This window comes from Alkalihalobacillus sp. CinArs1 (assembly GCF_947387515.1).
Lineage (GTDB): Bacteria > Bacillota > Bacilli > Bacillales > Guptibacillaceae > Guptibacillus.
In genome coordinates this window covers 1,215,404-1,228,974 of record NZ_CANDOB010000001.1, presented here as the reverse complement: position 1 = coordinate 1,228,974, position 13,571 = coordinate 1,215,404, and the positions used below count along the sequence as shown (strand labels likewise).

Here is a 13,571-nt window from a genome sequence, read left to right as displayed (position 1 = left end):
CTAGCCTCCTAATATTCGTTTTGTTAGTTCTGTTCGGTTTTTTACATGAAGCTTTGCATAAATTCGAGTTAGGTGTTTTTTTACCGTGATTTCAGTTAAAGATAGTTCATTCGCAATTCTCGCATTTGATTTCCCTTCGATGACGAGATTGGCTACTTCTTTTTCACGAGGAGTGAATCCATAGCGATCCAACGGCGTCTGATTGAATGACACGCCGATCGCGCGTGCGAAATTATCAAGATACTGAGATAAACGCTTGTTTTTTAAGTCGAGCTCGTACGTTTTCGAACGTGCGTGCATTCCGTAATCATCGTGAGATGCTTCAGGAATTTCTTCAAAGTTAAATTGTTCGAGAAGGTTCTGAAAGTAGACGACAGGGGTAGAAGCAACGAGTATTCCTTCGGTCAATACAAGCGGAAGGAGATGATAAAGCAATGCGTACAGCTCGTCTTCTTGGCTTTTATCTTTCACATCGAGGTATCGGATAACCCAACCGCATGGCTCACTAGCATGGCGGATTCGTTTTTCTTCAGTATTTGACAACTTTGAAAAGTAGCTTCGAGTGACGAAGCTTTCTTTTAATAAATCTATCGTAGTTGATTGAATCGGAATCGTAACGGTCATCCCTCGCACGACCCCTTTTTCATTTCTAAGAAGTTTAATGTGTTGTAATCCGATGTCATCAAGTGATTCCTTTGTTATGTAAGAACCTTTCGAGAAGCGCTCTTTATCTTTATCAAGGAAAGAATGAATGTCACTCCAGTCCTCTTGTTGAGCTGAGGTGAGAGAATACATCGAAATATTTTCATTGTTGAACGGCGAAGAATGAATCATCCGATCTTTTAAAAGATAGAAAAAATCATTGACCTCATTGATTCTAATCAGGTGGTCGTTTTGTTCGATGAATTTCCGACAATACATCAGCGCGTTTTTCCATAATTCATGATAATAAGTTGGTTTTCGTTTCATTAGGTCTGTTTTCAAAGCGTTTTGGAAAAGAGGATGAAGTTTCCAACCATCCGCGGTTTCTTTAACAAAAGAATATGAGGTGAGACGCTCGAACTCTCTTCTAGATAAGGAGGTTGTAAGAATCGCTTCTATCTTTTCCTGGTAAATCTGAATTCCAAATACAGCTGCCTCTATATAAGGCACCATCTTATCGTCCGTAACTTCTCTCATCCATTCTCGCACTACATACTGATAGGTTTCTTGTACGAGTTTTTCATCTAGTTTAAGAGCTGTATTAGAGGAATAGACAAGGTGTGAGATGGCAAAAGGGTTTCCTTTCGAGTGGTGCCAAATTTTCTGTAAATAACCATCTGTTGACGTCTTGATCATAAGTTGAAATTGCTCATACGTTAACGAACGAAGCTCGATCGAGTTAATAAAAGGGTGCCATATAGAAGATTTCCAATAAGTATTAAGTGGTTTTCTTCCACAAAAAATGAAAATGATCGATGAAGGTAGGGAGGGGAGAAAGGACTGTCGAAACCATTCATCTAGCTTTTCATAATGTTCATATGAGTCAATGGCGATAACCGTGCGAATTCCCTCTTTCTCAAGGTGTTGAATGTGCATGAAGATCGCCTCAAGTGGTGAAACAGAAGGAGAAGCTGGCCCCATTTGCTCGAGTAATGCGTGTAAAAATGAAGTTGGGTCAGCTCTTGTGTATTGGGCATTCACGAGGTAGAAAGGTGTTCCGTTCCGTCGTGCTTTTAAACGGAAGTGCATAAGTAATTCACTCTTACCTGTCCCAGAGTGACCATGTATCGAAAGGATTCCGCTGCTTTTTCCTACTAATAATCTATGAAAAGTGTCGATTTCATTCTCTCTTGAAATCGTAATCGGACTGAATGTAGAATGGTTAAAACCCTTTTGAACGTTCGGTAAATCTTCCAGCATATGTATCATCACGCCCCGTTGAATAATTTTGCATACGAAAGTATATAAATACTATACTTTCGTATGAATTAGCAATATTCCTGCAAAGCGTGCAAATCTTATCGAAGTTTTAAAAATCCGCATTCCGAGAATGGAATGCGGATTTCATTATTTCTTTGTAGCGAGTTCTTGTTCGACTACTTGTTTCAAGTAGTTCATAACATCCTCTCGAAGTTCAGGACGATATAAAGCGAAGTCGATCGTTGCCTTGATAAAACCGAATTTATCTCCAACGTCGTAACGCATGCCGTCGAATTCATGAGCAAATACGGCTTGTTGTTCGTTCAATCGTTTGATCGCATCGGTTAACTGGATTTCTCCACCAGCACCGGTTGTCTGTGTATCGAGGATCGAGAAGATTTCAGGTGTGAGAATATAACGGCCGAGTATCGCATAATTAGAAGGTGCTTCTTCTAATGCTGGCTTCTCAACGAGAGATTGGATTGGAATGATGCCGTTATCGATTTGTTCTCCTTTTGGTGCGATGACACCGTATTTAGAAACGTCTTCACTAGGAACTTGTTGAACTCCAACAATCGACGTTCGGTATCTGTTGTAGCTTTCCATCAATTGCCCGATACATGGTTTCTCAGATCGCACGATGTCATCTCCAAGAAGAACCGCAAATGGCTCGTTTCCGATAAACCGGCTAGCACAATTAATCGCATGACCTAGCCCTTTAGGTTCTTTTTGGCGTATGTAATGAATGTTTGCAAGGTTAGAGATTTCTTTAACTTCATTCAGCATCTTTGTTTTTTGTTTCTTAGTAAGCGTTTCTTCAAGTTCATAGGACTTATCAAAATGATCCTCGATTGCACGCTTTCCACGGCCACTAACGATAATAATATCTTCAATACCAGCCGCGACAGCTTCTTCTACAATATATTGAATTGTAGGTTTATCAACGATTGGCAGCATTTCTTTAGGTTGTGCTTTGGTAGCTGGTAAAAAACGTGTTCCAAGACCAGCTGCAGGTATGATCGCTTTTCTCACTCTCACGTTGGAATTCCTCCCAATATCTAGTTAATTTATGTTTCTATTTCCCTATAAATTCCTTTTCCATACTAACATAAATTAGTTGGATTTTCCTGTTTTTTCTTGGTGAAGTTTCTAAAGTCGAATTAATAAAATCTTGCCTAAAACTAATTTCGACGCCATTACCTATGTTCCTTTATTCGTTTTGTAATTTAAGAGAGTTCATAGTCAGTATTTGTTGGATTCAAGAGCCCTTATAATAATTTTTACTATTTTCCGGGAAATAACGTGTAGATTCGACGCGAGATAACAGGTACTATGATGATGGAGGGGATAAAAAATGGCAATTTTAGTAACCGGGGGAGCAGGATACATAGGTAGTCATACTGTTATGTATTTAAAAGAGCAAGGAGAAGAAGTCGTTGTACTCGACAATTTATCGAAGGGGCATGCAGAAGCTTTTACAGACGTTCCTTTTTACCAAGCAGATTTAACAGATGGAAAAGTTTTAGATCAAATTTTCAATGATCACGACATTGATTCCGTTATTCACTTTGCTGCGAGTTCACTTGTCGGGGAGAGCGTAGCAAATCCATTAGAATACTACCGTAACAATGTGACTGGATCTCATGCTCTTGTTTCTAAGCTCGTTCTGCATCAAGTGAAGTACATCGTTTTCTCTTCAACTGCCGCAACTTATGGAAACCCTAAGAGAACACCGATCGAAGAGAGTGATCCTACGGTTCCGACGAATCCGTATGGGGAAACAAAACTCGCCATTGAAAACATGCTTCGCTGGTGTGATGAGGCTTATGGTTTGAAATCTACATCGCTTAGGTATTTTAATGCAGCAGGTGCTGATCCTGAAGGGCGTATTGGAGAAGATCATGATCCTGAATCTCACTTGATTCCGATCGTTCTTCAAGCTGCTCTTGGACAACGTGAGAAAGTTTCAATCTTTGGTAGTGACTATCCGACAAAGGATGGCACATGCGTCAGAGACTACATTCACGTGTTAGATCTTGCTCAAGCGCATTACCTAGCGTTGAAGCGAATGAAGACAACTGATGAGAGTGCGATTTTTAACCTAGGGAATGGAAAAGGCTTCACTGTAAAAGAAGTGATCGACACATGCCGGAATGTAACCCAAACAGCGATAGTAGCAGAAGAAGCGCCTCGTCGTGCAGGTGATCCCGCTATATTGATCGCATCGTCTCAAAAAGCGATCGAGCAACTCGGATGGCAGCCTGTATATCCAGAGCTTCAACAAATTGTTGAGCATGCATGGAATTGGCACCAGCACCACCCTCAAGGGTATAAGAAAAATCACGTTTCATTGTAGAGTTTGACATAATAGTACGAAGGTCATGCGTAGGTTTGCATGACTTTTTTTATACCCGATTAAAACTAAATGTAATGGGGAAGAGGAAGGTATAGTAGTAAGAATGAAACGGTGGTGTTAGAGTATTGGGATACTTTCTGCTACTAATCCTTTCTTTAGCAATTTTAATCTTTCTTATTCGAGTTCCGATGACGGAACGATTCCCGCCTGCTATACGAAAGCTGGGAATTACGTTTCTTGTAGGCCTTTCACTTGTTTTCTTAATTTTATTTATTGGGGGACTGGTAAGTGCCTGACCCCAATATGAAAGGGGCGAATAGAATGGATAGGTTATTATTAACAGGGTTTGAACCTTTTCTTGAACATCGACATAACCCTACTGAATCAATTGTTCGTGAGATGGATGAAGAAATGGTCGGAGGATTTGAGATTATCGGGCGTGTATTGCCAGTCGATTTTAAACAGGCTTCTGAAAGATTGCTCACGTATGTGGAAGAATGTAAGCCAAGTGCGATCATCATGCTTGGTTTAGCCGCAGATCGTACAAAGATTACACCTGAACGAATTGCGATCAATGTGAACGATAGTGTTGAGGACAACACAGGGAACGCTCCTGAAGATGAACCAATTGTAGAAGGCGGCCCAGCCGCATACTTTTCAACGTTGCCTATCAAACGAATGACGGATGCTCTCTTGCAAAATGGAATACCTGCAGAGATTTCTAATACGGCAGGGACTTACTTATGTAATAACGTTATGTACAGTGTGCTCCATGTTCTTGAACAGAATAACATCGAGACGCCAGCAGGATTCGTGCATGTGCCACCGACTTTTGAAATGACGTTACACCATTCTGCTCATACAGGGTTTCCGTTCAATAGTATTCGAGATTCCATTCGAATCATGATCAATACGATAGCAGAAGCAAAAGTTTAAAAAATATAAAAAAAGCAGAGCGCTCATGCTCTGCTTTTTTTATGGGTTTGCCTGTACAGGCTGTTCCTGGTCAATCTTACCCGTATCTAGTGTTGGAGACTCTTCGATCACTTCGATGAAAGCTTCAACAAGCTGTGGATCAAATTGAGACCCTGAACAACTCTTTAATTCATCGATTGCTTCCGAGAAAGATTTCGTTTCCTGATAAGGTCGTTCGGTTGTCATTGCATCGAACGAGTCGATTACAGTCAGCATACGAACGAGTCTAGGAATCTCATAGCCGCTCATTCCATATGGATATCCCTTTCCATCGAAGCGTTCATGATGCAGTTCGACAAGAGGCAGCAGGTCGTGAAGCTCTCGGTCGGTAGAAACGATTTCTCTTCCCCAGATCACGTGCTTTTGAACCATTTCCCATTCTTCTTTTGTAAGCTTCCCTTTTTTATTGATCACATCTCTCGGGATTTCTAACTTTCCTATATCATGTATAAGAGCTCCCATAATGAGCGTTTTGCGGTCTGCCATATTCAGGTTTAACTTGTTGCTGAATTGAATGGCATACTCATAAACTCGTCTACTGTGACGATACGTATAGACGTCTTTATATAAAAAGATACGCAGCTGCTGTTCAAGGTGGTCCATTTCCTGTTGATATTGAAACGTGTCCACAGGAAGATTTTCAGTATCGTAGAGGGACACGTTATTCTTTCCTTTTGTTTTCGCAAAGTACATCGCCTGATCGGCTTTTTCAATCATTTCAGTTGAATTATAGAGCTCAAGGCTGTATTCGATCACGCCTGCTGAGAAAGATAGGCAGCCATGAGGGAGAACCTCGACTCCTTCAAAGTAGATATCGTTGACTTGTTTTCTCAGCTGATTAATAAAACGATAAGCTTCTAGCTGAGATAGCCCAGGCATCAACACCGCGAATTCTTCGCCGCCATATCTTGCCACAGTGAAATCTGACTTGGCCATCCTCTTCATTTCAGCACCGAAATGCTTGAGTAAACGATCACCCTGCAAGTGACCGTGAAGATCATTGTATTTCTTAAAATCATCTAAATCCAATAGGCCGAGTGAAAGAGCCTCCCCTGATCGTTTAGCTTTATCGATCTCTTTTTCTAATAAATTCTTAAAATAACCATGGTTATATAATTCCGTTAAGTGATCCATATCTGCCTTCTCTGAAACTTCCTGGTAAAGCTGAAAGTACTGTTTAAATGAGACAGATAAAAGGATCGCTACGAGCGTAAATAGAAAAATACCCAGAAACACCTGTTGCTTCATTAATAATACAAGTATCAATGAAAGTACGAGGGTGATCAGATAGCTTGATATTGTTTCTTTTAGCATTCCTTTAATCACCATGAATAAGCTCTGAGTTTGAGTTAAAAGAAAAAATAGACCGATAAATAATACGTTTAAGAGAAAGTAAACGCTAAAAGACGCAAGGTATGAAGAAATATTTAAAACCGTTATTGAACTGAGTTCTCCACCGGTTAATAAAAAAGAATGATACGTGCTGACGATCATGATAACGTAGATCGAGAAGTTAAAGAGGTGTTTCCACCAAACGACTTGCTTTTGATACACAGCATAGATAAGAGAAGTGAATAGTAAGATTGTTAGCGACATATCTAAACCAAATACAAACAGAATTGCCAGGTAAATCGCTGAATCCATAGATAAGGAGTTACCGCTTGGAGGCAACAAAATCGTATAGTGATTTAGGAGGAGAATCGCAGTAATAAACGTGAAGGCCAGACTCCATTTAAGTGGCGTCATAGAGTAGCTTGAGATGTATAATAAGATTCCAGCAACAGATACCGCGCTAAGGTATACGTTCACTAGGTAGTTGTTATTTTGAAATATGCCCTTCATGTTTCCACCACTCTCATTTAAATTTAGTTTGAAGTTGGAGGAGCACGGGGTGCTCCTCTTCATCAATTAAACTAATTTAAATCCAGAAGTTAATGCGATTAAGGCGGTAGAAATAATAGCAATATTAACGATGATACCAGTTAGCTTAATGCCTTCTTTTCTTTCCATGCTGTCACCTCCTTTAAGTAGACAGCGTCTTAGTCGCGGAAGATGAACCTTCTGGATGTCGATTCTTTACCATGACTCGCTGTATAAAGATAAAAATACCTATATTCATGACGATGTCGCCAAAGCTGATCACCTGATCTTTTGGATAAGGGTCGGTTATTGGTATCACATCGCCAAGGAATCCTAGTAACGTTGAATCGGTAAGGACTGCATGCTTTCCATATAACCCGTTTTGGATAGCGCTTGCATATGCAGGATCTAATATGGCAGCAGCTTCTAGTGATACTGGCATTCGACCGCCATTCAGTGCCATGACGATAAAGTTTAGTAATACACCTAGCAATAGGATTGGAATACCAATGTTCATCTTGCGGTTTAACCACAGAAAAGCCATGCCGACGATGTAGATCAGCATAAATAGTACTCCACTATACTTTCCAATCCATGCATAGGAAGATTGATAGACAAAAATTCCTATCTCGATCAGAAGTAAGAGTGGGAATATCCACCCAGCGCGGAAGGATAAATACGCAAAGCCTTTTAAGCTCCCTTTTCTTAGGAAACCAATGAGAATGGCTAGTAAAATACCGTCAAATACCATGTTTGTCACCTAATTTGTTAGTTTAATAATAGTTTATCAGAGCACTACTAGTAGTCAACGAAATTCCTAGAAATTTTTCAAAATTTAGCAATTTATGACGATGTGTGATGGTTAATGAAAGAATTGTAAATACGTGCTATATCTTTTCGCAATTCATGGTAGCATATAAAAATAAGAAATGGCAGGAGGGGATATTTTGGGAAACTACTATATGGGTATAGATTTAGGAGGAACGAACCTTCGAGTTGGCGTAACAGATGAACAAGGACATTTACTTCAAGTCATGCAAATCCCTACGATCGCGACGTCTGGCTACACTTCTATTATCGCAAGAATGATCGACTTGATAAAAGAGTTGACCGATACTTATAAAGTAGAAACAATAGGGATTGGGTCACCTGGACCGTTAAATCCTTTCGACGGTATCGTTATGTCACCACCTAACCTGCCAGGGTGGAAGGATGTTCCGATTACGGAAATCGTTCAGAAAGAAGTGAGTATTCCAACTCTCCTAATAAATGATGCTGACGCCGCTGCTCTAGGTGAAGCGATGTATGGAGCGGGAAAGGGCAAACAAAGTTCCTTTTACATTACGGTCAGTACTGGAGTAGGCGGAGGATACGTGTTACAGAATAAGATCGTGCAAGGAGAACATGGCTATGGTGCAGAAATCGGAAACATGATCATCAAGCCGAATGGTCCGAAGCATGCTAATATGAATGCAGGTTCCCTCGAAGCATTGGCTTCTGGAACTGCAATCGGTAGAGAGGGCAAGGCGAGGCTTGGAATTGAGGGCGGAGCAAAAGAGGTCTTCGCCATGGCGGATGAAGGGAACCAAGCTGCTATCGCGATCATAAGTGAAGCGATGGATGCACTTGCCATCGGAATCGCAAACCTTGTTCATACACTTGACCCATCAGTATTTATCCTTGGTGGAGGCGTAATGAATGCCCAAAACGAGCTGTTCTCGCTCCTTAGAAAAAAAGTGGACGGCTATCTATATGAAGGGTTACGTGGAAAAGTAGTCATCAAGCCTGCGGTCCTAGGAGATCATGCAGGATTGATTGGAGCTGCTATGGCTGGAATAAACGAAAAGAACTAAGAACAAAATGAGGAGGAATAATTGTGTATCAACATGAACCGCTTTTTCTAAAGCCTGAATTCAAAGATCGAATCTGGGGTGGCACTAAGCTTAATGATATTTTTGGCTATGATATCCCGTCTGAAACAACTGGTGAATGCTGGGGGATTTCCGCTCATCAGAATGGACCATGTGAAATTAAGAACGGACCTCTCGAAGGTCAAACATTGAACAACGTATGGGATGAACATCGAAATTTATTCGGAGATGAAGAGGGAGATCACTTTCCATTATTAGTGAAAATTTTGGATGCAAATCGTGATTTATCTGTACAGGTTCATCCCGACGATACATACGCGAGGAACGTTGAAAATGAAGCATACGGTAAGACGGAATGCTGGTATATCATCGATTGTGACCCTGGTGCTGAGCTTATCTTTGGTCACCATGCTAAAACAAAATCGGAGTTTACAGAGATGATCGATAATGGAGAGTGGGATAGCTTGCTTCGACGTGTTCCGATCGAGCCAGGGCAATTCTATTTTGTTCCGAGTGGTACGATCCATGCGATTGGAGCAGGAACGATGATTCTTGAAACGCAACAGAGTTCTGATACGACGTATCGTGTTTATGACTATGATCGTACGGATGATCAGGGCAATAAGCGCGAGCTTCATATCGAGAGATCCAAAGAAGTTTCTACAATCCCTCATCGTGATCCTGAGTTTGAACCAATCGTTTCAAATCAAGAAGGATTAAGGCAAACAAAGCTCATCGACTCTACTTATTTTACAGTGTATCATTGGGAGATCGATGGGGTATTTACGAATAAACTGGATGCGCGCTACTTATTAGTAAGCGTATTGAGTGGTGAAGGTGAAATTTCTTCAGGAGGTTCTTCACACTTTATAAAACAAGGAGATCATTTTATCATCCCATCGACTATGAATGAGTTTGAACTTGAGGGTGAGCTCGAACTGATGGTTTCTAAAAGTAATAGGTAAGGGATCGGCTTTTTAGCCGGTTTCTTTTTTTTGGTGTCATAATTTTCGTAGCCCTAAATATTCTGAAAAATATGGTAAAGTGTAAGAGATGTCAGAGTGTTTTGGAGGGGTCATGCGCAAAATTTTTTCTTTTATTTATCCTTATCGTAAGGCTGCGATCATCGCTGCTTTACTAATGCTTGTGGAGCTAGCGGTCGAACTGTGGTTACCTCTATTAATGGCCGACATCATCGATAACGGCATTATAGAGAGGGACCTATCTGTCATTAAATCAGTCGGGCTATTCATGCTCGGTCTTACGATTTTTTCTTTTATTACCTCGATCATCAATACGTACCTTGCCTCTTATGTCAGTCAGCAATTCGCGTATGATTTGAGGGAGGCGCTGTTTGAAAAGATTCAATCGTTCTCTTTTATCGATTTCAATCGTTTTCCAACATCTTCTCTTATCACAAGGCTTACGAATGATGTGAACCAGGTCCAGCTCGTTATTTTTATGGGACTTCGAATTATGGTGAGAGCACCTCTTCTTGTTGTAGGGGGGATCGTGATGGCTCTTATTGTAGATTGGCAAATTGCTCTTTTGTTAACGGTCGCTATACCGATCGTTATCGCCTTTCTCTTTTATGTCATGAAAAAAGGAATCGCTTTATTCGCACTCGTGCAGGAGAAGCTTGATCGAGTGAACGGCGTGATGAGAGAGAATTTAGTAGGCATTCGTTTAATAAAAGCGCTAAGGCGAAGCAGATACGAACAAGATCGGTTCAAAGTAGTGAATGACGATCTGTTTGACCGAAACGTGGCTTCTTTACGACTGATCGAACTAGCGACACCCGTATTATTGATCATTATGAACATTGCGATCGTAGCTGTTATTTGGTTTGGAGGGGTCAAAATTATCGGTGGAAGTACGAGAGTTGGAGATGTTGCTGCTATCATTACCTATGGCACACGGATAACGGTTGCGCTCTCGATGTTTTCTTTCATCTTAATGATTCTTTCACGTGCTAGAGCTTCTGTTCATCGTATGGATGAGGTCTTTGCGACGGAGACAGATACTCAGGGTTCTAGCAAGCCTTTGTCGTTGCCTCTACGCACATTAGAATTTTCGAACATCCATTTCTCATACCCTGATACAAAGGTGTTAAAGGATATTACTTTTAGTTTAAAGCGAGGGCAATTCATTGGTATTTTAGGTTCTACAGGGACTGGGAAGACTTCGCTAATACAGCTTATCCCACGCCTTTACGAACCAGATTCAGGTGAAATCAAATGGAACGGAGTCCATTTAAACGAAATACAGGTTGAAGAGCTTAGAAGAGCGATTGGAGTCGTTCCTCAAGAAGTGATGCTTTTCAGTGATACGATCGGTGAAAACATTCGGTGGGGCAAAGAGGATGCAACGATGGAAGAAATCGTCGAGGCTGCAAAAACAGCTCAAATTCACGAGTTTATTATGACGCTTCCAAAGAAGTATGAAACTGAGCTCGGTCAAAAAGGTGTCAATCTCTCAGGCGGTCAAAAACAACGGCTGTCTATTGCGAGAGCTCTCATTCGAAATCCTGAAATATTAATTCTAGATGATAGCACCAGTGCACTGGATTTAAAAACTGAAGCGAAATTACAAGACTCTCTTAGAAACAGTAAATTTCAAGGGCTCATCTTACTGATCGCACAGAAGATAAGTTCTGTGAAAGATGCCGATCAAATCATCGTGCTCGACGATGGAGAAGTGGCAGGGAAGGGCACACACATGAGGCTGCTAAGTGAGAATGAAACGTACCAGGATATTTATTCTTCGCAGTACGGTGAGGAGGTAGATCATGCCGAGAGGACATCTTAAAAGTAAGAAGAGGCCTGATGACATAAAAGGAACTATGAAAAGAATCTGGAGCTATCTATCTGTGAAGAAAGGTCTCCTATCTTTGGTCCTTTTGCTTGTTCTGATGAGCTCGGTCTTTGGTCTACTCGGTCCTTACTTAACTAGTGTGGCGATCGACGATTATTTAGTTAAGGGGGACTTAAATGGTCTGCTACCTCTTCTATTCGTGTTGATCGGAATTTATTTTCTTCAGTCGATCGTCACCTATTTACAGAATTTCTGGATGATCGGCATCGCACAAAAAACGGTTTTATATATGAGAAAAGATCTTTTTCATCACTTCCAGCGCCTTCCTATTCCTTATTTTGATAAGAAGACACACGGCGAGCTTATGAGCCGGCTAACGAATGATATCGAGAATGTAAGCAAAACGTTAAACAGCTCCGTCATTCAAATCTTCTCTAGTGTTTTAACATTGATCGGTACAGTAGCTATCATGATTTGGTTGAGTCCGCTGCTAACCTTAATCACGTTTACAATCATTCCTCTCATGTTCCTTGGTATGAAATGGATAACGAAGCGTACTGGATATTATTTTAAAGAACAGCAGCGTAATTTGGGAACGTTAAACGGCGTCATCGAAGAAACGATTTCAGGTCAACAGATCGTAAAAACTTTTTCACAAGAAGAAAGAGTGAAAAAGCAGTTTGCAAAAGAAAGTGAAGAGTTGCGAAAATCAGGCTTTTGGGCATTAACATATTCAGGTTTTATTCCAAAGCTAATGAACGTGTTGAACAATTTAAGCTTCGTATTGATCGCAGCAGCAGGAGGGTGGCTTGCGCTTGAAGGGTTAGTCACAATCGGAGTAATCGTTGCTTTCATTCAGTATTCAAGACAGTTTACAAGACCTTTAAATGATCTAGCGAATCAGTTTAATACGATACTCTCTGCAGTTGCTGGGGCTGAAAGGGTTTTTGTAGTTCTGGATGAAAAGGAAGAACAAAGAGATCGCAATGACGCAACTGTATTAACAGACGTAGTGGGTCACGTTTCTTTTCGAGGGGTTTCGTTTGGATATGAAAAAGACCAAGATACGCTGAAGGGCATAACCTTCTCGGCACAACCAGGTGAATCAGTAGCGATCGTTGGACCGACTGGAGCTGGCAAAACAACGATCGTAAACTTACTCATGAGATTTTATGAGATTGATGAAGGAACGATTGAAATTGACGGAAAAGAGATCACGTCAATAACAAGAGATAGTTTACGAGGTAATATGGGGTTTGTTTTGCAAGATACGCTATTATTTGAAGAAAGTATATTAGAAAACATCCGTTATGGTCGGTTAGAAGCAACGGATGAAGAGGTTAGAAATGCTGCGAGGATAGCGAATGCTCATTCCTTTATCTCGAAGCTCCCCAATGGATATCACACTGTTCTAAAGCAAGATGGGGGAGGAATCAGCCATGGACAAAGGCAGTTATTATCGATTGCACGGGCTGTGCTAGCGGATCCTGCGATCTTAATTTTAGACGAAGCCACGAGTAGTATCGATACGAGAACAGAAATACAGATCCAGCGAGCGCTGTGGAAGTTGATGGAAGGAAGAACTAGCTTTGTCATCGCCCACCGATTGAATACGATTCAGCGGGCAGATCAGATCCTTGTGTTACATCAAGGGGAAATTCTTGAAAAAGGGTCTCATGAAGAACTGCTTAAGAAAGATGGATTTTATAAAGAAATGGTGATTTCAGGTATCCAAGAGAATGCTTGAGCGCTGTGAAGGAAACGTGAACCTCAACGAAACTGCCGATTAACTG

The 13,571-nt window shown here is 41.0% G+C and carries 10 protein-coding genes; 6 read left to right on the top strand and 4 right to left on the bottom strand.

Annotation, left to right across the window (positions count from 1 at the left end):
- The gene (locus PFZ69_RS06355; RefSeq protein WP_270180165.1) at positions 1 to 1,911 is read right to left on the bottom strand and encodes a LuxR C-terminal-related transcriptional regulator; all 1,911 of its coding nucleotides are present in this window, start codon (positions 1,909 to 1,911) and stop codon (positions 1 to 3) included.
- 138 nt (positions 1,912 to 2,049) lie between these two features.
- The gene (gene galU, locus PFZ69_RS06350; protein ID WP_270180164.1) at positions 2,050 to 2,940 is read right to left on the bottom strand and encodes a UTP--glucose-1-phosphate uridylyltransferase GalU; all 891 of its coding nucleotides are present in this window, start codon (positions 2,938 to 2,940) and stop codon (positions 2,050 to 2,052) included.
- Between the two features lie 316 nt (positions 2,941 to 3,256).
- Between galU and galE the strand changes: the two genes are divergently transcribed.
- Together galE and pcp are read left to right on the top strand one after the other, a co-directional pair.
- Complete coding sequence (gene galE / locus PFZ69_RS06345) at positions 3,257 to 4,258, top strand: UDP-glucose 4-epimerase GalE (protein ID WP_270180163.1); 1,002 nt, start codon at positions 3,257 to 3,259, stop codon at positions 4,256 to 4,258.
- A 321-nt stretch (positions 4,259 to 4,579) separates the two neighbouring features.
- Positions 4,580 to 5,194 (top strand): pyroglutamyl-peptidase I, encoded by a 615-nt coding sequence (gene pcp / locus PFZ69_RS06340; RefSeq protein ID WP_270180162.1) that lies wholly within the window; start codon positions 4,580 to 4,582, stop codon positions 5,192 to 5,194.
- 39 nt (positions 5,195 to 5,233) lie between these two features.
- Here the strand turns inward: pcp and PFZ69_RS06335 are convergent, their stop codons facing one another.
- Entirely contained in the window at positions 5,234 to 7,075 is a 1,842-nt protein-coding gene (locus PFZ69_RS06335; RefSeq protein WP_270180161.1) for a bifunctional diguanylate cyclase/phosphohydrolase, read from the bottom strand.
- Positions 7,076 to 7,256: 181 nt separating this feature from the next.
- A complete protein-coding gene (locus tag PFZ69_RS06330) occupies positions 7,257 to 7,844 on the bottom strand; it encodes a DUF5317 domain-containing protein (protein ID WP_270180160.1) in 588 nt (195 codons plus the stop codon).
- A 196-nt stretch (positions 7,845 to 8,040) separates the two neighbouring features.
- On the opposite strand from PFZ69_RS06330, the gene PFZ69_RS06325 reads away from it, so the two are divergent.
- The 4 genes from PFZ69_RS06325 to PFZ69_RS06310 all read left to right on the top strand — a co-directional run bounded on the left by PFZ69_RS06325 (position 8,041) and on the right by PFZ69_RS06310 (position 13,525).
- On the top strand, positions 8,041 to 8,946 hold the full coding sequence (locus PFZ69_RS06325; RefSeq protein ID WP_270180159.1) for an ROK family protein: 906 nt from the start codon (positions 8,041 to 8,043) through the stop codon (positions 8,944 to 8,946).
- Between the two features lie 23 nt (positions 8,947 to 8,969).
- Positions 8,970 to 9,929, top strand: a complete 960-nt coding sequence (manA, locus tag PFZ69_RS06320; RefSeq protein ID WP_270180158.1) for a mannose-6-phosphate isomerase, class I — start codon at positions 8,970 to 8,972, stop codon at positions 9,927 to 9,929.
- 112 nt (positions 9,930 to 10,041) lie between these two features.
- Complete coding sequence (locus PFZ69_RS06315; protein ID WP_270180157.1) at positions 10,042 to 11,772, top strand: ABC transporter ATP-binding protein; 1,731 nt, start codon at positions 10,042 to 10,044, stop codon at positions 11,770 to 11,772.
- Complete coding sequence (locus tag PFZ69_RS06310; protein ID WP_270180156.1) at positions 11,753 to 13,525, top strand: ABC transporter ATP-binding protein; 1,773 nt, start codon at positions 11,753 to 11,755, stop codon at positions 13,523 to 13,525. Before PFZ69_RS06315 ends, PFZ69_RS06310 begins: the two co-directional genes overlap by 20 nt.
- Positions 13,526 to 13,571: the final 46 nt, after the last annotated feature.